Origin of the sequence: Thiorhodovibrio litoralis (genome assembly GCF_033954455.1) — a bacterium.
GTDB classification, from domain to species: domain Bacteria; phylum Pseudomonadota; class Gammaproteobacteria; order Chromatiales; family Chromatiaceae; genus Thiorhodovibrio; species Thiorhodovibrio litoralis.
Genome location: NZ_CP121473.1, coordinates 5,133,323 through 5,155,924, shown reverse-complemented (window position 1 = coordinate 5,155,924; position 22,602 = coordinate 5,133,323). Strand labels below are relative to the sequence as shown.

The 22,602-nt window shown below is 61.0% G+C and carries 18 protein-coding genes and 1 pseudogene; 8 read left to right on the top strand and 11 right to left on the bottom strand.

Translation table 11 applies throughout. The features are described from left to right. Window position 1 precedes the first annotated feature (1 nt). On the top strand, window positions 2-1,936 hold the full coding sequence (locus Thiosp_RS23285) for a monovalent cation:proton antiporter-2 (CPA2) family protein (RefSeq protein ID WP_201063064.1): 1,935 nt from the start codon (window positions 2-4) through the stop codon (window positions 1,934-1,936). Between the two features lie 29 nt (window positions 1,937-1,965). Here Thiosp_RS23285 and Thiosp_RS23280 read toward each other — a convergent pair whose 3' ends face one another. Continuing rightward, entirely contained in the window at window positions 1,966-3,801 is a 1,836-nt protein-coding gene (locus Thiosp_RS23280) for a chorismate-binding protein (protein WP_201063063.1), read from the bottom strand. A 153-nt stretch (window positions 3,802-3,954) separates the two neighbouring features. Further along, on the bottom strand, window positions 3,955-5,178 hold the full coding sequence (locus Thiosp_RS23275; protein ID WP_242518166.1) for a calcium:proton antiporter: 1,224 nt from the start codon (window positions 5,176-5,178) through the stop codon (window positions 3,955-3,957). A 48-nt stretch (window positions 5,179-5,226) separates the two neighbouring features. Between Thiosp_RS23275 and Thiosp_RS23270 the strand changes: the two genes are divergently transcribed. The 3 genes from Thiosp_RS23270 (at window position 5,227) to Thiosp_RS23260 (ending at window position 10,054) form a co-directional block, all read left to right on the top strand. Next, a complete protein-coding gene (locus Thiosp_RS23270; RefSeq protein WP_201063062.1) occupies window positions 5,227-5,859 on the top strand; it encodes a LysE family translocator in 633 nt (210 codons plus the stop codon). Between the two features lie 220 nt (window positions 5,860-6,079). Then, a complete protein-coding gene (locus Thiosp_RS23265) occupies window positions 6,080-8,857 on the top strand; it encodes a mechanosensitive ion channel domain-containing protein (RefSeq protein ID WP_201063061.1) in 2,778 nt (925 codons plus the stop codon). 69 nt (window positions 8,858-8,926) lie between these two features. Further along, a complete protein-coding gene (locus Thiosp_RS23260) occupies window positions 8,927-10,054 on the top strand; it encodes an IS110 family RNA-guided transposase (protein WP_201068759.1) in 1,128 nt (375 codons plus the stop codon). 169 nt (window positions 10,055-10,223) lie between these two features. Here the strand turns inward: Thiosp_RS23260 and Thiosp_RS23255 are convergent, their stop codons facing one another. The 7 genes from Thiosp_RS23255 to Thiosp_RS23225 all read right to left on the bottom strand — a co-directional run bounded on the left by Thiosp_RS23255 (window position 10,224) and on the right by Thiosp_RS23225 (window position 18,767). Next, window positions 10,224-11,525, bottom strand: a complete 1,302-nt coding sequence (locus Thiosp_RS23255) for a copper resistance protein NlpE N-terminal domain-containing protein (RefSeq protein WP_323696727.1) — start codon at window positions 11,523-11,525, stop codon at window positions 10,224-10,226. A gap of 54 nt (window positions 11,526-11,579) precedes the next feature. Continuing rightward, window positions 11,580-14,162: an NHLP bacteriocin export ABC transporter permease/ATPase subunit gene (locus Thiosp_RS23250; protein ID WP_201068314.1), complete on the bottom strand. Its 2,583-nt coding sequence runs from the start codon at window positions 14,160-14,162 to the stop codon at window positions 11,580-11,582. Further along, entirely contained in the window at window positions 14,117-15,802 is a 1,686-nt protein-coding gene (locus Thiosp_RS23245) for a cysteine peptidase family C39 domain-containing protein (protein WP_201068313.1), read from the bottom strand. Before Thiosp_RS23245 ends, Thiosp_RS23250 begins: the two co-directional genes overlap by 46 nt. Further along, complete coding sequence (locus Thiosp_RS23240) at window positions 15,799-17,061, bottom strand: NHLP bacteriocin system secretion protein (protein WP_201068312.1); 1,263 nt, start codon at window positions 17,059-17,061, stop codon at window positions 15,799-15,801. The genes Thiosp_RS23245 and Thiosp_RS23240 overlap by 4 nt, the downstream gene beginning before the upstream one ends. 161 nt (window positions 17,062-17,222) lie before the next feature. Then, entirely contained in the window at window positions 17,223-17,597 is a 375-nt protein-coding gene (locus Thiosp_RS23235) for a toxin-antitoxin system TumE family protein (protein ID WP_201068311.1), read from the bottom strand. Further along, window positions 17,587-17,856 (bottom strand): hypothetical protein, encoded by a 270-nt coding sequence (locus Thiosp_RS23230; protein ID WP_323696726.1) that lies wholly within the window; start codon window positions 17,854-17,856, stop codon window positions 17,587-17,589. Before Thiosp_RS23230 ends, Thiosp_RS23235 begins: the two co-directional genes overlap by 11 nt. Before the next feature lie 602 nt (window positions 17,857-18,458). Continuing rightward, complete coding sequence (locus Thiosp_RS23225; RefSeq protein WP_201068309.1) at window positions 18,459-18,767, bottom strand: NHLP leader peptide family RiPP precursor; 309 nt, start codon at window positions 18,765-18,767, stop codon at window positions 18,459-18,461. A 196-nt stretch (window positions 18,768-18,963) separates the two neighbouring features. Here Thiosp_RS23225 and Thiosp_RS24895 point away from each other — a divergent pair. Next, window positions 18,964-19,701 (top strand): annotated as a pseudogene (locus tag Thiosp_RS24895) (radical SAM protein); the annotation flags it as partial. Between the two features lie 318 nt (window positions 19,702-20,019). After that, the gene (locus Thiosp_RS24890) at window positions 20,020-20,451 is read left to right on the top strand and encodes an SPASM domain-containing protein (RefSeq protein ID WP_407702807.1); all 432 of its coding nucleotides are present in this window, start codon (window positions 20,020-20,022) and stop codon (window positions 20,449-20,451) included. Between the two features lie 19 nt (window positions 20,452-20,470). On the opposite strand, the gene Thiosp_RS23215 is transcribed toward Thiosp_RS24890, so the two are convergent. Together Thiosp_RS23215 and Thiosp_RS23210 are read right to left on the bottom strand one after the other, a co-directional pair. Next, window positions 20,471-20,770 (bottom strand): NHLP leader peptide family RiPP precursor, encoded by a 300-nt coding sequence (locus Thiosp_RS23215; protein ID WP_201068307.1) that lies wholly within the window; start codon window positions 20,768-20,770, stop codon window positions 20,471-20,473. Further along, window positions 20,767-20,946: a type II toxin-antitoxin system TacA family antitoxin gene (locus Thiosp_RS23210; protein ID WP_242518821.1), complete on the bottom strand. Its 180-nt coding sequence runs from the start codon at window positions 20,944-20,946 to the stop codon at window positions 20,767-20,769. The genes Thiosp_RS23215 and Thiosp_RS23210 overlap by 4 nt, the downstream gene beginning before the upstream one ends. 149 nt (window positions 20,947-21,095) lie before the next feature. Here Thiosp_RS23210 and Thiosp_RS23205 point away from each other — a divergent pair, with 149 nt between their 5' ends. Together Thiosp_RS23205 and Thiosp_RS23200 are read left to right on the top strand one after the other, a co-directional pair. Next, the gene (locus Thiosp_RS23205) at window positions 21,096-21,386 is read left to right on the top strand and encodes a helix-turn-helix domain-containing protein (RefSeq protein ID WP_201068306.1); all 291 of its coding nucleotides are present in this window, start codon (window positions 21,096-21,098) and stop codon (window positions 21,384-21,386) included. Next, complete coding sequence (locus Thiosp_RS23200) at window positions 21,383-22,543, top strand: type II toxin-antitoxin system HipA family toxin (protein WP_201068305.1); 1,161 nt, start codon at window positions 21,383-21,385, stop codon at window positions 22,541-22,543. Before Thiosp_RS23205 ends, Thiosp_RS23200 begins: the two co-directional genes overlap by 4 nt. Window positions 22,544-22,602 lie beyond the last annotated feature (59 nt).

The following is a 22,602-nucleotide window of genomic DNA, read 5'->3' as shown; positions in this document are numbered from 1 at the left end:
CATGGGCGGATGGCTGTTCGACGCCTTTGTTTACCTGTGTGCCGCAGTCATCGCCGTGCCTGTTGCCAAGCGCTTGGGGCTGGGCTCGGTTCTCGGCTATCTGCTCGCCGGCATTGTGATTGGCCCGATGATCGGGTTGGTCGGGGCCGAGACCGAGGAGATTCAGCACTTCGCCGAGCTCGGCGTGGTGATGATGCTGTTTCTGGTTGGTCTGGAATTGCAGCCGCGCATGCTGTGGCGCATGCGCGGCCAGTTGCTGGGGCTCGGCGGCCTGCAGGTGGCGCTCACCACAGGGCTGATCGCCGGTTTTGGGCTCTTGTTCGGGCTCAGCGGGACCCTGGCTCTGACCATCGGCCTGATTTTCTCGCTGTCTTCGACGGCGATTGTGCTGCAGACCCTGAATGAGAAGGGCCTGGTCAAAACCGCGGGTGGTCGCGCGAGCTTCTCGGTCCTGCTGTTTCAGGATATCGCGGTGATCCCGATGCTGGCGCTAATTCCGCTGCTGGCGCTGCCGGAGTTGGCCGGAACCGGTGTCGAGGTCCAGGTCGCGAGCAATGCCGAGGCGCTCGCCGGCGGTGCGCCACACAACGAGAGCTTGAGTCTGGTCGCCGGCTTGTCAGGCTGGGCGCATACGCTGGTGGTGCTCGCGGCCGTGGCGACCGTGCTCTTGGGCGGCCATTACCTGTCGCGGCCGCTGTTTCGCTTTATCGCCGACTCGCGGCTGCGCGAAATCTTCACCGCCGCCGCGCTGTTGCTGGTCATCGGCATCGCGCTGCTGATGACCCTGGTCGACCTGTCGCCCGCGCTTGGCACCTTTCTCGCGGGCGTGGTGCTGGCCGACAGCGAGTTCCGCCATGAGCTGGAATCCGACATCGAGCCTTTCAAAGGGCTGCTGCTCGGGCTCTTTTTCATCACCGTCGGCGCTGGCATCCATTTCGGCATTCTGTTTGACGACGCCTTCCTCATCCTTGGCCTGACAGTCGGGATCATTGCCATCAAGGCGCTGGTGCTTTTTGGGCTGGCGCTGGTGTTTCGGCTCGCACCCGCCGACCGCTGGCTCTTCGCACTCGGGCTGGCACAAGCGGGCGAGTTTGGCTTTGTGCTCTTGTCCTTCAGCCTGCAAAGCCAGGCCATTCCGGGCGAGCTGGCGGAGACCTTGTCGTTGGTCGTGGCGCTGTCGATGCTGCTGACGCCCGCGCTCTTCATCCTCTCCGAGCGACTGGTGCGCCGGCAGACCGCGAGCGGCGGGCAGGAGCCGGCGCGTGAGATCGATACCCCGGGCACTGTGATCATCGCCGGTAGTGGTCGCTTCGGGCAGATCGTCAACCGGTTGCTGGTAGCGAGCGGGGTCAATACCGTGGTGCTTGACCATGAGGCGGCGACCATCGACATGCTGGCAAAATTCGGTGTCAAGGGCTATTTCGGCGACGCCTCACGCCCGGATTTGCTCCAGGCAGCGGGGATCGAATCCGCCCAGGCCATCGTCATCGCGATTGATGATCGCGAACGCGCGGTGCAGCTGGTCGACTACATCCGCCGTCATTACCCGCAGGTCAAGACCCTGGTGCGCGCCTATGATGTCAATCATCTTTATCGCCTGAACAAGGCCGGCGCCGACCTGGCCGTGCGCGAGCTGTTCGACGCCTCGCTGCTGCTGGGCAAAGAGACGCTGAAAGCCATCGGCATGCATCCCTTCAAGGTCGAGCGCATGGCGCGCGCCTTTCGCCAGCATGACCAGGCCGGTCTTGATAGCCTCTATGAGCTCTGGGATGCGGATGTGGCTATGTCCAGCAACAAGGCGTATCTGGCTCGCGCCCGCGAGCACGGCGCGACCCTGGCCGAGTTCCTGGAAACCGACCGGCTGCAGTTGCACGATCGCTCCGAGCGCGGCTGGACCCCGCCGCCGAAGGGCTACACTGAGCATCTGGAGGAATAGCCAGGCCGCAGGCGGACTCGAAAGCGACTTCAGCGCGCATCGGCCTCCGGCGCCAGAAGCTGGCAGCGCAGCATGCCTCGCACCGAGTTGATCGCCCACACCGAGGTGGCGCGCTCCAGATCGGCCAGCTTCAGGTGTCGTTCGATGATCCGCCCGGTGGCCAGCAGTTCCTCGCGGTAGCAGCCGGGCAGCAGGCCGGCGGCGACGGGTGGGGTGCACCAGCGACCGTCGAGCTCTAGGACGATGTTGGTAAAGGTTCCCTCGGTCAGCTCATTGCGCTCGTTGAACAGCAGGACCTCCTCCCCGCTCGCGCTCTGCCGGCCGGCCGCTGCTTGATAAACCCGGCGGTCAGTGGTTTTGTGGCGCAGCAGAATGTCCTTGGAGTTGATCGCGCGTTCAGCCAAACGCAGCCGCAGCGGGCTGGACAGCGGGCGTTCGCTCAGCGGAGCGCAAGAGACAGTCACCACGCCTGCAGCCGTCAAGACGAGCCTGAGGATGCGTGGCTCTGGCGGTTGGTCGCGGGTGGCGTCGATGGCCGCTGCCAGATGATGCTCAAGCGCGGGCTCGTCTAAGCGAAACCCGAACAGCCGCGCGCTCTCGCGCAGCCGTCGCAGATGGCGTTGTTCAAGAAACACCTGACCATCGGGCTGGAGCAGCATGGTCTCGATCAGACCAAAGCCGGGTGCCGTATCGGCGAGCAAGCTGGCCTTGAGCCGTAGCTCGGCCAATTCCCGGTCGAGCTGGCTGTCCCAGACGATACCGCCACCGCTGCCATACTCCGCAAGGCCTATACGGCGATGGACGACCAGGGTGCGGATCGCCACATTCCAAAACGCGCGTCCTGAGGCGAGCCGGGTGCCAATGGCGCCGGTATAGAGCCCGCGTGGCGAGGATTCCAACGCTGCGATGATCTCCATGGCAGCCACCTTGGGCGCGCCAGTGATGGACGCGGGGGGGAAGAGTGCGCGCAGGAGCTCCCCATCCGAGGCCTCGGTCTCGGCCGTGACTTCGCTGATCATCTGATGCACCGTTGGGTAGTGCTCAAGCGAAAAAAGCTGTGGCACTCGCACGCTGCCGCCGCGGGCGACGCGCCCGAGATCGTTGCGCACCATGTCGACGATCATGCGGTTCTCCGCGCATTCCTTCGCTGAGGTCCGCAACGCGCGCGCGGCTTGCTGGTCAGCATCAACCGTCGCGCCTCTGGCCGCGGTGCCCTTCATCGGCCGGCAGCGCACTTGCTGGTGATCGCGCTCAAAAAAGGTCTCCGGGCTGAGGGAGAGCACGGCGAATTCACCCGCATCAATGAAAGCCGCGTGGGGGCAGCGGTGGCGCTTAGCGAGGCGGAGGAAAAGCCGCCGCAGTCCGGCGCGGGTTGGCGGCTCCAGAAGTGCGGCTCGATAGCGTTGGGTGAGGTTGATCTGGTAGGCATCCCCAGCGGCCAGATGCGCCTTGATGGCCGCAAAGGCGCGGGCGTAGTCGGCTCGCCGCATCTCTGGTTCCCAGGGGCCGAACAAGGGCTCGCGCATCAAGGGGTCATCATCTGCATGGCAGGCGGCGAAAAGCGCGTCTGAGTCCCAGTGCTCTAGCGTCTGAAAGCCCGCCATCCACAGCAATGGCTGGTGGCATTGGCCCGGGTGATGTTGCAAGCAGGGATCGAAAGCGGCGGCGGCCTCGTAAGCCAGGCAGCAGAGGCTGGCCGGCGTATCCCTGCGTTCAATCCCCGTGGCCAGCAGTGCACTGACCTCGTTCAGCTCATCCGTGCAGAGCACCCAGGCCGGGTCCTGCAGCTGCAACCAGCCGCCGGTTTCGGGGTCATGAATCAGCGCGTAAGGTGATTTGCTCGCTTCTCCCGGGAGTTGAGCCACTTTTCCACCTCGGCATGAGAAACGGCTTTATCGGTTCGCTTGTCAGCTTGCCAGCGCTTTATATCCTGGGCCTTGTCAGCCTCAGAACGCGCTTCCCGCTGAACGTGATACTCGGTGCTGGGCCTCACGGCTTGGGTAAAGTGCTCAAGTCCGTCAGGGCGCAAAAATCAGCATCAGGTAGGCGAAAAAGAGTGTGAGGTGGACGACGCCTTGCAGCAGGTTGGTGCGAACGGCGCTAAAGGTGACCATGGAGACCATCAGGGTGACGATCAGCATCAGTATGTCGCTGTGCTGCAGGCCCAGCTCCACCGTCTTGCCGGTTGTCAGGCTGATGCCTAGCACCGCTGGCACTGTCAGCCCGATGGTGGCCATCACCGAGCCGAGGAAAATGTTGACCGCCCGCTGCAGCCGGTTGGCGAGCGCCGCCCTGATCGCGCCGACCGCCTCGGGTGTCAGCACCAGGGCAGCGACGATGAAGCCGCCGAGAGCCGCCGGCAGCGCAAGCACCTCGATGCCGTAATCGATCGGTATGGCGAGCTTTTTCGCCATGAGCACCACCGGGATTAGGTAAGCCAGCAACATCAAGCCATGAAACGCGACCGAGTGCAGCCTGAGCGCACCATGCCCTGAATGATCGTCTGAATGGTCGCTGTCGCCGTTCTCGGCTTGCGCCGCAGGCTCGGTGAAATAGCCGCGATGGCGCAGGGTTTGGATGGCGAGGAAGGTCCCGTAGAGTGCCATGCAGATGACAATCAGAAAGACCGATTGAAACCCGGTCAGGCTTGATGTGGCGGTGGAGACCGTCAGGTTTGGCAGCAGCAGGGTCAGCAGGGCGAGCGGAATAATGACCGACAGATAGGCATTCGCGCCTTGCAGGTTGTAGCTTTGCTCGTGATGGCGCAGCGCGCCCAGAATCAGGGTCAGGCCGACCATGCCGTTCAGCACGATCATCACCACGGCGAACATGGTATCGCGCGCAAGCGTTGGATTGTTGCTGCCGCTCATCATGAGCGCGGCGATCATCAGCACCTCGATGGAGATCACCGACAGGGTCAGGATCAGGGTGCCATAGGGCTCGCCGAGCTTGATCGCCAGACAGTCGGCGTGATGGACCACCTTGAGCGCGGCCCAGAGAATCACCACGAACAGCCAGCCAAACATCAGCGCCAGCCATAGCGGGTTGCTCAGGTCGGCGAGCCAGCCCTTGCCAAAGGCAAGGAAGGCCAGTGTTGTCGCAATGACAAGGGCAAGCGGCGCTTCGTCGCGCAGTATTTGCTTGGCATCTGATGCCTGGGGGATGTCCTCGGCCATGATGTTCTCGGTCACGTTAAAATAGGGGCATGGTGCCAGCGGCTTCTCTGCTGCAAGAGTCTCCATGATCTGTCTCCAGCCCACAACCATAATTGCATTTGTGTTGCCTTTCTTATGTCCCTGTCCATCTGGCTCTCACTGGCGCTGCTTTGCTTGCTCGGCGCCATGACTCCGGGGCCGAGTCTGGCCGTGGTGCTCGGCACGACCTGGCAAGGCGGGCGCGCGGCGGGCCTGGCTGTGGCCTTGTCCCATGGCGCGGCGGTCGGGCTCTATGCACTGCTCACTGTTGCTGGCCTAGCCGCGCTGCTGGTGGCGGCACCTGGGCTGTTCACCGGGCTGCAACTCGCGAGCGCCGGCTATCTCCTCTACCTGGCTTACACCGCGCTGCGCCAGGGCACTGGGCTGCCGGTGGCGGAAGCCGGGAGCAGAGAACTCAAGAGTACCGCCACAGCGGCGCGCGACGGTTTCCTGATCGCTTTTCTCAATCCCAAACTTGCGATTTTCATGCTCGCGCTTTTTGCGCCCTTTGTCAGTGCCGATCAAAGCCTGGCCGCCAAGGCGGTGCTGGTGCTGACCATCGGCGGCATTGATGCGCTCTGGTATTCCCTGGTGGTGCTGGTGGTGGTGCGCGGCGGATTACTGCCGCTTTTGGCGCGCAATGCCGCGCGGGTGGCGCGGTTCTATGCGCTGTTATTGGTGGCCTTCGCGGTGTTGATTGTGAGCCGTGCCTTGGGAGCTCTCATTTGAGCCGAAACAATCGGTGCTCGAGGATCGGGCAGCACTTGGCCGCTGTGCTAGAGATCGACCAAGAAAGCCGTTTACAATGACCGCGAACACTGGCGTGCCTGTCGGCAACGTCATCATCCCGGTCAGCAGCCCGCTGACCGCGGCTAGCGATTCGCGGGCGCATGCATCGCGCCCCATCCTCCCATCGCCAAGATTCCCATTCGACCTTTGTGGACTGCTCATGAATTTCAGAATCCTTTTCGTTGCCTTGTCGCTTCTCCTGCTGCCGCTGTCCGTGCTCGCCGAAAGCACCGAGGCAAATGCCGAGACAAGCACCGAGACGAGCGCTGAAACAGCTAGCGAGACCGGCGCAGATACCAGCGCCGAGACGAAGGCCGATGCTGCGGATAAGGATGCCGAGGACGTGCGCGATAACTCGACCTTGGCTTTCGATCCCGCCGCGATTGGGCTGCCCGGGCTGCCGCAGCCGATGCGCTCGGCAGAGGATTTCCAGGCCGGCATCGATTTGATCAATACCCGACTGTCCAAGCTGGAAAACGCGCTTGAACAGGCGCAGGCCGAAGCGGCTGCGGCGGCTGAGACCGGCGTAGGCGCCGAAGAGGCGGCCGGAGGGCTAGATGCGCAGGAGTCAGAATCTGATTCCGACTCTGACTCCGGCCCGGACTCGGAGGTCCAGTCGTCGACGCCAGACGCTGCGGCCGAGGCGCTCGCCGGCCAAATCGAGCTTCTGCGCCAGTTGCGCATCGCCGTGCAGCGCCGCGCGACCCTTGCCGAGCGCACTGCGGACATCGGCAACGAGGTCGCGCAGCGGCAGGCGCAGCTTGAAACCATCAAGCAGGAGGGGGTCGCACTGGAGCCGCCGTTCTCCATTTCGCAGCTCGACCAGCAACAGGCCGAACTCGGCCTGAAGCAGGCCATGGAAGACGTTGCCGAGACCCGCCTGGATACGGCATCGCGGCGTCTGGTGGCCTTGGAGAAGGCCGTCACTAGCGCAGTGCGTGAGCGACGCACCGCGCGCGATCAAATGGCCGCGGCCGAGGATGAAGACATGCCGCAAGCCGAGCGCGCCGCGCTGGCGCGGACGCTGGAGCTGGCGCGACTGCGCGAATTGCTCGCCCGCCAGCAGCTCACGGCGGGCGAAGGCGCGGTGGCGCTGGCGCGCCAAGACGATGATCTGGCCGAAGCCGAGCAGCAAGTGCTGGAGGCGCGCCTGGCGTTTCTCGACGCGCGCGCGGAGCTTTCGGCGGAGATGCTCGAGCAGCGCCTAGCGGAACTGACGGACACCGAAGCCGAGATGCGCAAGCAGATCGAGGCGCTGCAGCGTGACGGGGACCGGGCCGAGTCCGCGCTCTACGAGGCGCAGCGCCGCTTGGCTGATGCCACCGAGGATGCCGACAAGGCCGCACTAGAAGCCCGGGTGACGGCGCGTCAGGCCCAGCTTGATGCGGCGCGCAACGGGGTCGACTCCCTGACCGCTGCAATCACCGATCTTGGCCAGATGCGCCAGTTATGGCAGGCACGTTTCGAGATGATGCAGTCGCCCGATTCCATCAATGGTGCCGAGCAACTGCGCGATGCCATCAAGGCGCTCAACGAGGCGCGCGCCGAGAAGGACGACATCGAGCGCCGCCTCAATGCCCTGCGGGCGATTCAGCTCACCCAGTCACGCGCTTTGCGCGACCCGACGCTGGATACGCAGGAGCGCGAGGCCATGACAGCGCGCGCCGCCGCGCTGGATGCCGCCGAGCAGCATGGCCGCGAACTGCTCGAGACCAAGGACGAGCTGATCGCGCTGCTGCAGGGAATCCGCCACCAACTCGAGGGGCTGGTTGAGAACACGAACGTCAGCCTGCAATGGCTCCAGGCCAAGGAGGCGATGGCGGGCTGGTGGGATGCCGAGCTGATCGTGATCAACGACCAAAGCATCCGGGTGCGGGAGCTGGCCCTTGCTCTGGTGATCTTCACCCTGGTACTGCTCGTCCTGCCGACCGTGCGGGTGCTCGCGCGCCGGGCGCTGCGCAAGCTTGACACCACTCTGGCGGCAACCGAGCAACGGGATCTGCGTTTGGCGCTGACGGCCATTGCCGGCAATACCAGTCAGCTATTCGTGCTGATCGCGGCCTTTTATGTGGCCATGGTCTTTTCGGGGTTGGCCAGCCCAACGGCAAAAGACTGGCTCTGGACCGGGCTGGTCATCGCCTTCTACATGCAGCTCGGCGCATGGGCCAACGCGGCCATGTTTGATTACTTCAGCCGCAAGCGCACGCGCCAGGAGATGCGCGATCCATCGACGGTGACCGGCTACGGTCTGCTGATGTTTTTCATTCGGGTCGGTATCTGGATCAGCGTGGTGGTCTCGCTGCTGGTTTACTTCAGGTACCCGGTTGCCGGCCTGGTCGGCGCGCTCGGTGTGGGCAGCTTGGCGGTCGCCTTCGCGGTGCAGAACATTCTGGGCGATGTGTTCAGCTCCATGGCGATTATCCTCGACAAGCCGTTTCGCGTCGGCGATTTCGTCAAGGCTGGCGAGACCGTCGGCACCATTGAGCTAATTGGCATCAAGACCACCCGCATCCGCAGTCTTTCCGGGGAGCAGGTCGTGCTCTCAAACAGCGATCTGCTCAACAGCCGTATCCATAACTTCAAATACTTCAGAGAGCGCCGGATCTCGTTCAACATTGGAGTGGTGTATCAGACCCCAAGGGAGCTGCTCGAACGCATCCCGGACATGATTCGCCAGTCCATTGAGGAACAGCCGCAGACGCGCTTTGATCGCGCGCATTTCTTCGCCTTCGGCGATTTCTCCCTCAACTTTGAGATCGTTTACTACGTGCTGACGCCGGATTACGCCATTTACATGGACATCCAGCAGGGCATCAACCTCGGCATCCATCGCCGCTTTGAGGAGGCCGGCATCGAGTTTGCCTATCCGACCCAGGAGCTGATACTGCGTCGTGCGCCCATGGCAGCTGCGGCTATCACCGGCGCGCCCGCCGGCTAGCTTAAGAAACTATGTAGGCCATCCAAGTCTAAGCCTCGACATTAACCCCGAGCCACGAGGAGACCGAACATGACCACTGCCGCTGTCCAAACGCCGAAGACCACCCTCTATCTGGCCCTTGAGCTGAGCAACAAAACCTGGAAGCTGGGCTTCAGCAACGGCGAGAAGATCCGCATCAAGACCATCGAAGCGCGCGATCTTCCCGCCTTGCACGAGCAGATCGAGATCGCCAAGGGGAAGCTTGGACTCAGCGCGGATTGTGTCATTGAAAGCGTTTACGAAGCCGGCCGGGATGGATTCTGGATTCATCGTACATTGGAATCCTGGGGGATTCACAGCCGCGTGGTCGACTCGGCCAGCATTCAGGTCAACCGCAAGAAGCGGCGCGTGAAGACCGACCGGGTCGACGTCGAAGCGCTGCTGGTGCAGCTCATGCGGTATCTTGGCGGAGAGAAAAAAGCCCTCGCGGTGGTGAACGTCCCCAGTGCCGGGGCCGAGGATCGGATGCGGCTGAACCGCGAGCGCGAGCGACTGATCCGCGAACGTGGCGCCCACAGCTCCCGAATCAAATCGCTCTTCATCGCCCAGGGTCTCGTCATCGAGCGTCTCAACGACACCGTCATCGATACTCTCGATCACTTGTGCACCGCCACCGGCGAGCCCCTTGGCGCCGACCTCAAAGAAGAGATCCGCCGCGAATACCAGCGCTATTGCTTGGCTGATGAGCAAATCCGCGCCATCGAGCAAGAACAAAAGCGCCGCGTCGAGCAAGCCACCGACGTCTCCCACCAGCAAGTCGCACGCATGCTCGAGCTCAAAGGCATCGGCTGGGTTTCGAGCTGGATCTTGGTCATGGAATTCTTCAGCTGGCGCGGCTTTCGCAATCGCCAGCAGCTGGCCGCCTGTGCCGGGCTCACCCCCACGCCCTATGCGAGCGGTGATGATCAGCGCGACCAAGGCATCAGCAAGGCCGGCAACCGGCGCATCCGCGCGCTCATGGTTGAACTGTCCTGGCTGTGGTTGCGCTATCAGCCTGACAGCGCCCTGAGCCGCTGGTACCGCGAGCGCTTTGCCACCGGCGGCAAACGCATGCGTCGCATCGGCATCGTCGCCCTGGCGCGCAAGCTGCTCATCGCCTTGTGGCGCTATCTCGAACAGGGCGAGATCCCAGACGGCGCGGTGCTCAAAGCCGGCTAAGGCCCGCCGCCCGCGGAAGACATCCAGTTACCCCCAACGGCCAAGCACAGCGCCAACGCCCGAGGAGAGAGCAACGCGACGGATCACGGTCAAGGTTGTCGAAAGCGCCCGACTGGAACCTGGGCTGACCCCTGGTCATGCCGTTTTAAAAGAAGGGGCGCTTTCCTTTTCAATCGGTTTCAGCGGCGAACATCGCATGCAATTTCAGGTGACCGGGCTTCCCGGCACGGATAGAAGGTGGAGCGGATTCGCACAGAATCCGTCGGCTTTCAAACCGAGACAACCCATGGCTGTCACAACGCTCGCAATGCCGATGAAACCGAGCAAAACGCGCTGACCAAACGGCCGCCATTGCACAGGAGAACGAATAAGCGAGTGACGATTCAAAGTGAGTGATCAGGCTATTTGAAAGCGTGTGAACAGCGCTCGACGCCGTTGCCATGCGCGAGCGTTTCGATGAACCACGCCCGCCCCTTCGGGGAGAGAGAAGCGCGGCGGATCGGCCGATTTGCGCGCTCATGCAATGCGGGAACGACTGTAACGTTCTGATTTGCTCGACGGTACTGAATCGGACAAGGCTTTCAAAAGGGCTTGACAAAACACGCCTCATAGAAGGTTTCAGGCTTTCATCAGCCTCAAAAAGTGCCAAGGCTTGACCCGAGGCGTCAAGCAACCTGAGCTCGGTGCCAGTCAGCCGCATGGATCGCGTCTCCTGCAAGGCTTGCATGAAGGGCGTCTCATGCGTCTCGCCACGACAGGCCATTCGCGTCATTCCTATTTGCGAAAATGCCACTGCAATACTGCCCGATTCATCCGCCTCGGGGTCATCCAGACGCACATCCCCGAAAAAACGATTGCAACCGTTGAAGCCTTGAATGCGATGCTCCGACTCCACAAACTCAATATAGATTGGCCGCTCAAGCCCAATCACAGGTTGTCCATTTAGCACCTTCAAGCGCCATGGCTGATCAAAGAGGGAAGCACTCAAGGCGAAAGAATCCATACCGACCTGTCCCTCTTGCACCTTATGCAGCTGATATAACTCCGCCAGATCGCCCTGAATCCGCTGCCCGGATTGATCTAATTGCCAGAGTCTATTTTCACCGACAAAAAAAGCCTTAGCGTCAGGTGCGCGCTGGTTCAATCGCACGATCTGGCCGCTTTCGTCCCACACAAAGCGCCCGGTCTCGCGTTGCCAGTCCTCTGAGCGCCCCAGGTAACGCGTCTTGAGCACAAAAGTTTCGTCCGGCGACAAGGTCAGCTCGGTTTCAATCGCCTCACAATCTGCGCAGGGCAGGCGCCCAACATAACGCCCGTTCCAATCCACGGATGTGCGGCTGGAGTCGGGATAAACAGCTCCAGTCATCACAGTCCCATTGGCAGCGCCACGCAATAAGGCTTCGGAGCCGTTCGCGCCAGAATAACTGGCAAAAAGTACTGCCGTTGCTAAAAAAACTACATCGAACCGCATTATCTAATCTCCCTGGAGTTTGTCAGAAAGGAACCGAACGCTCATGTTCCAGGACTAAAGCATCTGCCGCGCCGCCAGGCGGGCGAACTGCCCTTGGGCCTGCATCAGGCTTGCATAGTTTCCCGACTCGACGATGCGACCGGCGTCCATGACGTGGATGCGCTCGGCATTGACCACGGTGCTGAGGCGATGCGCGACGACGATGCGGGTCACGCGCAATCGGTCCAGACTTTCCGTGACCACGGCCTGGGTGCGATTGTCGAGCGCGCTGGTGGCCTCATCCAGCAGCAAGACCTTGGGGCGGTTGACGATGGCGCGGGCAATCATCAGGCGTTGCATTTGTCCACCGGACAGGGCTCCGCCGCCTTCCATGATGACGGTCTGCATGCCCATGGGCATTGCGTGGATGTCATCGGCCAGACCAACCTGGGTGGCCGCTTCCCAGGCGTCGTCCAGGCTGCCGCCGCTGGTGCCGACAATGTTCTGGTAGAGAGAGCCCGGCATCAGCTGCGCGTTCTGCATCACCACCCCCATTTGTCGTCGCACTGCGGTGGCATCGACACTGGTCAGCGCATGCCCGTCGAAGAAAATCCCGCCGGACTCCAGTGACTCAAACCCCATGATGAGGCGCAGCAGCGTGGACTTGCCGGACCCGGATGCACCGACCAGGGCGACAAAGCGCCCGGGCTCGATCTCCAGCGAGACATCGTCAAGAATCAGCGGTCCGTTCGGGGTATAGCGAAAACTGACATGGGAGACCTCAATGGCCCCGGACAGCGCGCCAGGGTCCTTGCGCTCCTCGCTCACCTCCGGAACCGCCGTGAGCAGAGGGCGGGCGCGCTCCACCTGTGGCTGGATGGCGATCAGGCCAGTCGCCACCATCACCATCATCGAGAGGCTGGCGGAGAATTGCTGGAAAGCGACCAGTAGCGCCGAGAAGGCCCCAATCGCGATGAGGTTGGGCGCTTGCGAGGGTTTGCCAATCAGCAGGACGAAGATCAGCAGCCCGATCAAGGCCAGGACCTGGTTGAGCGCGGATTGCCAGGCGCCCAGGCGTTGGGAGCGCAACTGATGCCGACGACTCTTCGCATAGGGACTGGCCAAGCGGGCAAAGGCGCGATCTTCGGCAGCGGCGAGTCGAATCTTGGCAACACCAAGAATCAAGTGCAGCAGGATGTTGCTAAAGTCCCCCATCAGGCCCGCCAGGGCGCGCTCCTGGCGCAGTCGCAGATAGCTGATCACCAGGCTGAGGATGAGATACACCAGGGTCAGCACCAGCGCCCACAGGGCCAGCCGGGCGTCGTAATAGAACATGAGCAGAAAGCCGGCCAGGCCGAAAATGCCGCTCAGGATGGCATTGACCGCGCCGGTTGAAAGCAGCGTCTGGATCTGCGTCATCGCCATCACGCGGTTGGCCAAGTCCCCGGCGGAAAAATTCTGAAAGAACCCCATGGGCAGGCGCAAGACCCGGTCAAGCAGACCCGACTGCAACGCACGGCCCATGCGGCTCTCGGCGCGAGTGAAAGCTAAGGTCGCCACATAGTCAACGACGAAGGCCGTGCCGCCAAGCACCGCCAAGACCACGCCAATCTCAATTAAGTGGCCCACCTCGTGGTTGGGTATGGCCGTGTCGATCAGGTAAGCGGTTGTCACCGGGATGGCCAGGGTCATCATCCCGGCCATGGCGCTCATCACCAACATCAGGACCGCGTCGCGCCAACCGCGCGCGAAGGCGAAACCAAACAGGGAGCGGAATCCCATGGCCCGAAACGGCAGGTGGGTGGTGAACTCAAAGGCCTCGGGCGCGAGTCGCTGCCGATGGGTCTCAAAGTCCAGTTCCTGACCATCGGCCGGGTCAATTAACTGGGCGCTCCCCTGATCCGTGTACACAAGCGCCAAGGGCCGTTGGGTTTCGGCTTCAAACGCCAGCAGCGCGCCGAAATCCCCCTGCCACCAGTCATCGCGCAAGGTGACAGTGCGCTGACGCAGCCGACTGAACCGCACAATGTTCTCTAAGCTGAGCGCATCATCAGACTTGAGCTCAACCGGGACTTGGATCTGGAACCCGCACGCCTGGCCCACCAGCCGCATGGCACCGACCAAGGGAGTGTCGCCCCGCACCGGCGTCGCCTCCAACCGGGGACGCGGCGCCGTGACCGACATCAAGTCGGAGAATGCGTGATCGCGTTCGGCCTCGGTCGCAACACGGCGCGCCATGAGTCGGTTGTACTCATCGGCATTGCCCAGCATGAGGTTCATCGAGGCCGTCTCAAACAACAAACGATGCAGCGCGGCGACGCCGTCCCAGGCATCGCCGTCGCGCAAGGCGGCGGCAGTCGAGCGGCCATGAAGCTCCAGCGGCGTCATGGTCCACAGCCAGGCCTCGGAGGCGAGGGGGAAGGTCACCTCATCGGCGCTCGAGTCGATCTCCTGAATATCGAGAAAGAACCCGGCCTCGGGCGCCAAGCGAATCCACGTCAGGGCATGTTGAGCGCTGCAACGCCGACCGGAAGCAATCTGGAGCGTCTCATCCGTGCCGATGCCCACATCCACCACCGGGAGCGGCGTCACCCAGCGCGACATGCCCCAACTCAGCGCGCGCAGCCAATGCTCCAATGCCGGGACCAGGGCGGGCATGACATCAGGCGCGGCGGATTCAGCCGACAACAAGGCCGACGGCCACTCGACAAGATCTGTGTCCACATGGGGCACGGCCAGCAAGACAAAGTCTGCCGACTCGTCCAGCCCAATCCCCAGCAGCAGCCCACCTGCTCAAGGCGCACTTGCCCGCTCAACCGGCGTAACGGCGCCGTTGTGGGCCGCTGGGACGCTTCGGCGAAGTTCGTCTTAGTGTCCGTCTCAAGCTCATCAAATTCGCGCGCCAGGGGATAGCCCAGAGTGTCGTCCAATTGAGCAATGGCGCCCTGGGTCTGTTGCAGCATGCCAGCCAAGCTCACTAACACCGTCACCGGCTGATTGAACAGCACCGTGATGACGGAAAACGCCACCAGCATGCCGATGGAGAACTGCTCCGTCATGGTGTAGTAGCCCCCCACCACCAGCACCAGCGCCGCCGTCAGACTCGCCAACCAGGTTTGCAGTCCCGCAATCAGCGCCTCGCGCTTGGCAATCGCTTGCTGCGCGTTAATGTAGAGCACCTGGAGCCCAGACCACTGCGAGAAGAACAGATCATCAGTGCCGGTGGATTTCAGGGTTTCCATCATGCGTACCCCTTGCATCACCTTGCCACCCATTTTCACGGTTTGCATGGCGACCTTCTCCGATGCCTCACCCAGGCTCTTGCGCAGGCGCTGAAAGAGCAGCGCGTTGAACAGACTCATGCCGATGACAATCAGGGTGAGAGAAAGGCTGTACTGCAACATCAGCAGCGTGAGCAGCAGCACGAGTGCCACATTGCTCAGCACCTGGGACAGGCTCTGGGTCAGGGTGAGCACCAGCTGATCTGCCAACCCCACCCGAGCGCTGATCATGCCTGCGTAGCGCTGACCAAAAAACAGCACCGGAAGACGCAACACGCGCCAGGCCAGTCGGCTAGTCAAGACGATGGAGAGTTTGGCGTTGAGCGCGGCAATGAGTCGGGCATGCAACCAGGTGAGAAAGGCCATCACCGGCGCGATCACCGCCAGAATGATGGCCAGGGGATAGACCCAATTATCAAATTGCTCGATCAGGATGCGATCAATATAAATCTGCTGCAGCCCCGGCATCAGGATGCTGAAAACAGCCAGCAGCAGACCAGCCAAGGCCAACAGGCCCAGCGGCCAGAGCGACTGTCGAGCCATCGCCCACAGGCTGGGCAGGATAGATGGTGCTGTGCCACCCGGCTGAAAGGCGTCGGTCGGCTCGAATGCCAGCACCAAGCCGGTAAAGAGTTCGTCGAATTCTTTGGCTGTTAGCAACCGCCGACCGGCCGCAGGGTCATTGAGCTGAAACTTCCCTTTGCTCACCCCCTCGAGCACCACAAAGTGGTTCATGCCGACAAACAATATGGCCGGCACCGGCAAGCTAGCCAGGTCGGCCGGCTCCAGGCGTTTGCCGCTCGCCTTCAATCCAAGGACGCGGGCCGCCTTAACGAGATTGATCGCCTTGCTGCCGTCTCGCGAGACCCCGCATAACAGCCGCAACTTCTCCAGCGGCTCCCAGCGCCCATAATGCGCCAACACCATGGCCAGGGCGGCCGCGCCGCACTCCAGGGCCTCCATTTGCAGGATGGTGGGCGTGCGCACCACACCAACCACCGGCTTGCGGGCGCTCATAGCGCGCGGAACCAGCCGTAGACGTATTCCATCGCCGGGAACAAGAGGCTGATCAGATGAATACGCTCCACCACCACCTCGGAGCGGGCCAAGGTGCCGGGCTCAATCGGGATGTCAGGGCCTTGGCCCGAGGTCCAGGCGTAACCGCTAGGTGTTGTTGCATCGCGCTGCAACTCCACCTCTACCTCAAATGGCGTGCCAGAGCTGAGAATCTCATCCACAAACACGGCATTCTTGAGGCGGCGCATCAAGCCTTCGCGACTGGAAGGCAGTTCCGCGACCCGAATCACACGGCCATGAATATAGCCGTCAAGCTCCACCTTCACCGTTGAGGGCGAAACCCGCGCCGGCATGTCGATTTTGACCTTTTTTCCGTCACCAGCCGGCAAATAGGCAACGGCGGTCAGCGGCGCCTCCTCCGCACCATCGACCAACAGCCGTGCAATGACCTGCCCGGGAGTGACAGGATCGTTCACATCAGCGCCCAGTTCGGCGAGGTCCCCTGTCGCGGTGGCGAGCACTTGACCGTCCCGATCGTAGTCTCGGCGCAGATTGGCGGCGCGCCGGCGCAGATTCAGTGACTGGATACGCAGCTCCGCCAGTTCCTGGTGTCGCCGGGCCGCGTCCTGCTCCTGCTGCAGCGACGTCTCGACCATGCGATTCCGCGCGGTCGCGATTTCATGCTCCACCTTTGCCAAGAGCTGCGCGGTCTCGAACTGATTGACGGCACTCACCATGCCCTTACCCTGCAACCGAGCCTCGCCTTCGGTGCGCTTGGCCAGCACCGCGCGTTGCTTCTCCAGAGTCGCAACGCGCTCCGCATCCGCCGCGCGCAGACGCGCCATCAAGTCCGTCTGGATTTGATCTTGAGCGGCAAACTCGGTTTGCAGAAGCTCATACCGATCATTGACATCGCGGGCCTCATCCTCGGCCGCCTCGAGCTCATCAAGCCGCTCGGGCTGGCGAATTCTGGCGATTGGTTGGCCCAGAGTGACCGCATCACCAGGCTGAACCAAAATCGCGTCAATATGCCCGCTCCCCTCGGCGGTCACCGCAGCCACGCCGGCGGACGAGAGCAGAACCCCGGGGCCACCGACAATCACCGGCGCCGTGGACAAGATGCTCCAGATCAAACCCGCGACCATGACGGCAGCAACAACGCCAAACCCGAGCACATGCCGAGGGCGGACGACACTCAGAAGCTGATCGAGTTGATCAGGATCGGTGACCTTCGCAAGGGCCTGCGGGCGAAATAGCATGATTTAGTCGGCTCGGGATGCCAGGGTAAACTCACTTACCGATGTATTTCGTATCATAGCCAGTTCCCACAGCGACGGCGAAGCGCTCCGAGCAATCAGCCCAGTCCCACCATCGGTTAGGAGACGAGCGCCAGGGCAGAGGCGCAGCTGGAAATTAGAATTCATCGCAATGAGTGTCCGACGGATTCGAGCAACAAGGCAATCTCTTCAAGAACCAGCGCCAGTTCAGCGCCATTGGAAGGCATCACTTTGACGTCTTCATTTCTGGAAACATGCTTATGGTGCGGGAAGGTAGCGACATCCGACCAGTGCTCTGCATTGTCCCAGCGAATGATCAGCGCTCCTTCTTGAGTTTGCCATTGATAGGCATATTTCAGCAGGTGTCCGTCAATGACAATCTGTCGGATATGAAGCTGACTTCCATCCAAAAAAACAATCTGCGCTTTCAGTCTAAGGTCTTCGCCTTCCCGGTCGAAATTCGTGACCGTCCAGGATTGGATGATGGCGCTGTATCGCTTGATCAGATCAATCAACATGCCTTAGCGCATCCAGTTTTTCATTCCATCCGCGCAACGCCCGATCAGCAAACTCCCAATCCAGCAGGTCGTCATCGGCCGCGAAATCTTCCTGGTTTTTCATGGCCAGCATGCGTCGCTGAAAGGCGTCGAACGGCTCAGCATATTTGGCCTCGAAGAGCGCACACTCCGTCTCGTACCGACTGATTTTGGAGAGTGCGAGCAAGATAAGATGCTCTTTGAGCACCTGCGATTCAGTCTCACCAGCCTGTTTCAGCATGTCCGCAACCGTCATTCTTTCGCACCCATGATTCGTCGACGCCATCGCGCGCGTCTCAAAAGAGGACCTAAAGGGAATTCAGCTCATCAACAACGCCAAACCCCAGCACATGCCGAGGGCGGACGACGCTCAGAAGCTGATCGAGTTGATCAGGATCGGTGACTTTTACGAGAACCTGCGAACGAAATAGCATGGTTATTCTGCTCGGGATGCCAGGGTGAAATCACCCACCTAAGTATTCGAATAGTTGCCAGTTCCCGAAGCGGCGGCAAAAGGCTCCAAATCGACTCCGGCTGACCATGTGGCGTTGGTATCGATGGCTGCATGGCGGGCTGCGCGGCCTCGTCAGCACCAAGGGCGATTCATCAGGGTCTGGGTCACAGTGCTGAAAAATCTTCACCTCACCGGTAACCTTATCCGCCCGCGCTAAGCGACCTCCGACTGCACGCTGGTATGGGGTGTCGCCAATAGCAAAGAAAGTCGCGTTCAGCACAGCAAAGCTGCTTACCCAACCTTCCACCTCGTACCCTGAATCTCGTATGAAAATCGCTAAACACTATTGAACCGCTATCTGCAACGAATGCCGCGCGCAGGGTGCTATCCTAAAACGTACGGGTATATCCGAATGTAAAGCAGCCCTCATAAAAACCGCAGGTTGTGCTATCCCCGCATCCTCCCGCCAACCCGCTTGCGTGCAACTCTTCATCCGAAAGTTCGGTAGGCCGTGATGGAATCACCAGGTTCAAAACCTGCGCGGTGTTTTCCAACACCTGAACTTGAACTCCCTCGGGCACCTCAAGCCCCTCGTCTTTGAGCGTCTCAGCCGGGTTGGACAGGAGCCGCTGCTTGAAGGCCTCGTCGGCCCAGCACTTGGCGATGAGTTGCTGATACTGTCTGGATTGGTCGTTCATGTTGCTCACCAGTGGTTAATGATGGCCCCTCGGGCCACTCGCAGCCGTTCGGGCGAGGAGCAGAACCCAAACCGCTTGATCAGATCAGGACGCGGCTGACCGCATGTCCGATTATACTGATTTACCTGATCGCCCCCGTTATAACACAGGCTGAGCACTAGTAAGCTCCCCAATAAGCAACGCACTGGAGACAAACATGTTCGGGCCGTACGAAATTACCCATCAGGGCCGCAGTTACCACGGCAACGTCACACTGGCGGATCATCATATTGTCGAGCGTGACGGCACCTACAGCCTGTTTCGGGTGGCCGATCTGGTGGCTATCCCCATCCGCCCCGCCTTGGCCCTGACCCTCCGTCGGCTCATACCCGGCCCGGGTAGCCTGATCCCCGAGGCACTGATGCAGGTACTGCGTGAGACGGGCCTGGTCCCGCCGACCGAGCCGACAGACACCGCTTTGCCGCCAGAGACGGCCCCCGATCAAGCCCCGGAGACCACCGCCGACCCGACCTCGGCGCGACCTTACCCGGTCGTCAACATCGCGCTCTTTCTCACCCAGACCTGTAACCTGCGCTGCGTCTACTGCTACGGAAAGGGTGGGGAGTACGGCAACAAGGGCGTCATGAGCTGGGACACCGCCCGCAACGCTGTGGACTGGCTGATGGATAACTCCCTGGATGCCGGGCAGGTCCACATCGGCTTTTTCGGCGGCGAGCCCCTGCTTAATTTTCCGCTCCTGCAACAAGTGGTCAGCTACGCCAAGGAACAGGCCGCCAGCCGCGGGAAGCGGGTCGACTTTAACATGACCACCAACGCCACCCTGCTCAACGACCCGATCATCGCCTACCTCAAGGCCGAGAACATCGACCCTTTGATCAGTTGCGATGGCCCCCCGGATATTCAGGATCGCCAGCGCCCGTTCAAGAACGGTCGCGGTTCCTACCAACGCCTCCGCGCCAACGTCCAGAAGCTTCGCGCAGTCTTTCCCGAGCTCACCGCCCGCGCCACCCTCTGCGAGGACGCTGACCCCACAGCCATTCGCCAGGGGTTAGCCGAGATCGGCTTTACCACACTGAGCTTGTCTCGGGCATCGCCGGCGATCCTGGCGGATGCAACGCCGCACGGTCCCAAGACCGCAGAGCAACCCGACCCGATCACGGTCGATGACCGGTTCCTTGCCGACCAGCGCGCTGAAGTGGCCCGGCTCTTCGCCGCAACGCATGAGCGCACACTCGTCGCCCATACAGCGCCCATGGCCATGGCCTTGCTGCAGTATCTGGTCAGTGGCCGGAAGCGCCAGGTGGCGTGCGGTGTCGGTCGGGGAATAGCTGGGATCTCGGTGAGTGGCGAGCTCTATCCCTGTCACCGCTTTGTCGGCTTGACGGAGACCCGCCTCGGTCATCTCGATGACTATCGCGCGGGTGAATTGAACGACTATCACCGTGCCGTGGTGGACAATTTACCCGTCTGCCGGGGCTGCTGGGCTCGCTACCTGTGCGGCGGGGGCTGCTTCTATGATAACCAGGCCCGGACCGGTGACCCTCACCGCCCCGATGCCCACTTCTGCCAAGAGATCAAAACGGTGTGCGAAGACTTGATCCACGGCTGGAGCTATTTGCCGGACGCTGATCGCGATTACCTGCGCGAGCAGATCGAGACCCTCAGCTCTGCAGAGCGGACGTGAAGCTCATTAATCGTGGCTTTCACCTCAAATGATGTCGTGTGCCCGCCGCCCCAACCGCCCCACAGTCCTCGTACGGGCATCCTGCACCCCCCGCCGCATACAATAAATCCTCCTCGCCGATCTGTGCTGGGCACCCGGGAATCACCAGATTAAAGACCTCCGCAGTGTTCTCCACTGCCTGCACCCGAACACCCTCAGGCACCTCGATACCCTCGGACTTGAGCGTCTCAGCGGGGTTTGCCAGGAGCCGCTGCTTAAATGCCTCGTCGGCCCAGCACTTGGCAATGAGTTGCTGATACTGTTTGGATTGGTCGTTCATGGTGTTCTCCTATACAAGACCGTAGGTTGATGTATGTGTCGCTCATGGGCCTTGTCCAGGGCGGCATTCAAGACGAGGCCGGTCAGGGTGTTACCGCTGATGTCCGCCGCCTGCATGAGCAGTTGCTTGGCGTTGTCGGGCAAGCGGATGTCGAATCGCTCGATAGCTTCATTCATGCTTTTTCTCTATACGGTTTATTTTCCGTACAGCCTGGCAGGCTTAAAGACCGATTTCCAAGCCGATTTCACTGCTTGTCGAGATACGGTTTCACGCGCCAGCCCTGCGCACCATCTCCGGAGTCTAACCCAACCGGGGTGCTCGAAATATGCTACATTTCCACCTTATCAAGCCACTATGTCGAATATTTCAGACAATGGACTTTTGCACGCTTGGTCAGTTTCTGAAGCACACACGCCAAACCAAGGGCATCACCCAGCAGCGGATGGCTCAGGATCTGGCTGTTTCCCGCAGCACGATCAACGCCTTCGAGCAGGGGCGTGCTGGCGATGTCGGACTGCGCAAGGTTTTGAAGATGTTTGATTACCTGGGGTTTGCACTCGAACCCATGCCGCAGTCGCCCTTTCCGACCTTCGAGCAACTGCGCGACCAGCGATGAAGCGCCTGCCAGCATTCACCGCCACCCAGCCCACCGGTGAGCTGCTGCAAGTGGCCGAGGGTGAGTGCGTGTTCAATTACAAGACGCAGGCTTCAACCGCCTTCGTGTCCTTGACCATGCCAGTGCGAGCGAAGAGCTACGCCCACAGACGCCTGCTTCCTGTGTTCGAGATGCATTTGCCCGAGGGCTATTTGCTTGCTGTAATTAAAAAGCACTTTGGCAAGTTGGGCATTTCCGATGACTTTGCGCTGTTGTCGCTCTTAGCTCCCAGCCTGAAAGGCCGGGTGACCCTGAATGAGAGAGCGCATGCAGCCACTGCCGAACTCTCTTTGGTGGATGTGCTCGACAGCCCATCGCCCGATCTGTTTGAGGCTCTGGTGCAGCGGTTTGCCTTAAACTCGCCCCTCAGCGGTGTCCAACCCAAAGTGCTAACGCCATTACTAGACAAAGCAACTCTCCGGGTCGAAGACTTTGTTGTTAAATCCTGGGGATCAGATTATCCCCATCTGGCACTCAACGAATGGCTTTGTATGCGTTGTCTACAAGAAGCACAGGTCGAAGTGCCGGAGTTTTACCTTTCCGAAGACGAGCGGCTTTTTGTCATGCGCCGCTTTGACCGGCATCCTCACGGAGGCTATTGGGGTTTTGAAGACTTCTGCGTGCTGCAAGCCAAGTCACGAGATGAAAAATATACTGGCAGTTACGAGCAATTAGCCAAGAGTATTATGCAATTCGTGAGTCCCGCGCATCGACAGCGAGCCATGACGCAATTTTTCAAGGCGCAGCTATTGAATCAGTCTTTGCAAAACGGTGATGCGCATTTGAAGAATTTCGGCGTTCTCTATTCAAGCATGACGGATGTGCGCCTGGCGCCGATTTACGATGTGGTCTGCACCACGGCGTATATTCCGAAGGATATGCAGGCACTCACCTTGCGGGGCACAAAGCGGTTTGTTTCACTGAAAGAGATGCAGCGTTTCGGTATCGACGCCTGCGGGCTCACGCTGAAGCAGATCAGGCAATTGACGGATGAGTGCCGTCAAGGACTGGCTTGGCTTGCATCTGAAACAGAAAGGTTACTCGACGGCGCGGATGATGCTTCACGCGCAGACATGCTTTCACATACTCACCGACTGGCCGCGCAAGGACTCGACTGATTTATAAAATAAGATAGCGCCGAGAAGATTGAGCTCGCTAGCTGTTGGGTACCGCCGCT

What these genes read in the sequence shown, in the direction of transcription:
- Thiosp_RS23265 (WP_201063061.1), top strand. Translation starts at nt 6,080, where the DNA reads ATGAATTTCAGAATCCTTTTCGTTGCCTTGTCGCTTCTCCTGCTGCCG.
- Thiosp_RS23210 (WP_242518821.1), bottom strand. Translation starts at nt 20,946, where the DNA reads ATGAATGAAGCTATCGAGCGATTCGACATCCGCTTGCCCGACAACGCC.
- Thiosp_RS23285 (WP_201063064.1), top strand. Translation starts at nt 2, where the DNA reads ATGGGCGGATGGCTGTTCGACGCCTTTGTTTACCTGTGTGCCGCAGTC.
- Thiosp_RS23225 (WP_201068309.1), bottom strand. Translation starts at nt 18,767, where the DNA reads ATGAACGACCAATCCAGACAGTATCAGCAACTCATCGCCAAGTGCTGG.
- Thiosp_RS23235 (WP_201068311.1), bottom strand. Translation starts at nt 17,597, where the DNA reads ATGTTGATTGATCTGATCAAGCGATACAGCGCCATCATCCAATCCTGG.
- Thiosp_RS23260 (WP_201068759.1), top strand. Translation starts at nt 8,927, where the DNA reads ATGACCACTGCCGCTGTCCAAACGCCGAAGACCACCCTCTATCTGGCC.
- Thiosp_RS23275 (WP_242518166.1), bottom strand. Translation starts at nt 5,178, where the DNA reads ATGGAGACTCTTGCAGCAGAGAAGCCGCTGGCACCATGCCCCTATTTT.
- Thiosp_RS23200 (WP_201068305.1), top strand. Translation starts at nt 21,383, where the DNA reads ATGAAGCGCCTGCCAGCATTCACCGCCACCCAGCCCACCGGTGAGCTG.
- Thiosp_RS23230 (WP_323696726.1), bottom strand. Translation starts at nt 17,856, where the DNA reads ATGCTGAAACAGGCTGGTGAGACTGAATCGCAGGTGCTCAAAGAGCAT.
- Thiosp_RS23245 (WP_201068313.1), bottom strand. Translation starts at nt 15,802, where the DNA reads ATGAGCGCCCGCAAGCCGGTGGTTGGTGTGGTGCGCACGCCCACCATC.
- Thiosp_RS23240 (WP_201068312.1), bottom strand. Translation starts at nt 17,061, where the DNA reads ATGCTATTTCGCCCGCAGGCCCTTGCGAAGGTCACCGATCCTGATCAA.
- Thiosp_RS23205 (WP_201068306.1), top strand. Translation starts at nt 21,096, where the DNA reads ATGCTACATTTCCACCTTATCAAGCCACTATGTCGAATATTTCAGACA.
- Thiosp_RS23270 (WP_201063062.1), top strand. Translation starts at nt 5,227, where the DNA reads ATGTCCCTGTCCATCTGGCTCTCACTGGCGCTGCTTTGCTTGCTCGGC.
- Thiosp_RS23255 (WP_323696727.1), bottom strand. Translation starts at nt 11,525, where the DNA reads ATGCGGTTCGATGTAGTTTTTTTAGCAACGGCAGTACTTTTTGCCAGT.
- Thiosp_RS23250 (WP_201068314.1), bottom strand. Translation starts at nt 14,162, where the DNA reads ATGCCCGCCCTGGTCCCGGCATTGGAGCATTGGCTGCGCGCGCTGAGT.
- Thiosp_RS23215 (WP_201068307.1), bottom strand. Translation starts at nt 20,770, where the DNA reads ATGAACGACCAATCCAAACAGTATCAGCAACTCATTGCCAAGTGCTGG.
- Thiosp_RS24890 (WP_407702807.1), top strand. Translation starts at nt 20,020, where the DNA reads ATGGCCATGGCCTTGCTGCAGTATCTGGTCAGTGGCCGGAAGCGCCAG.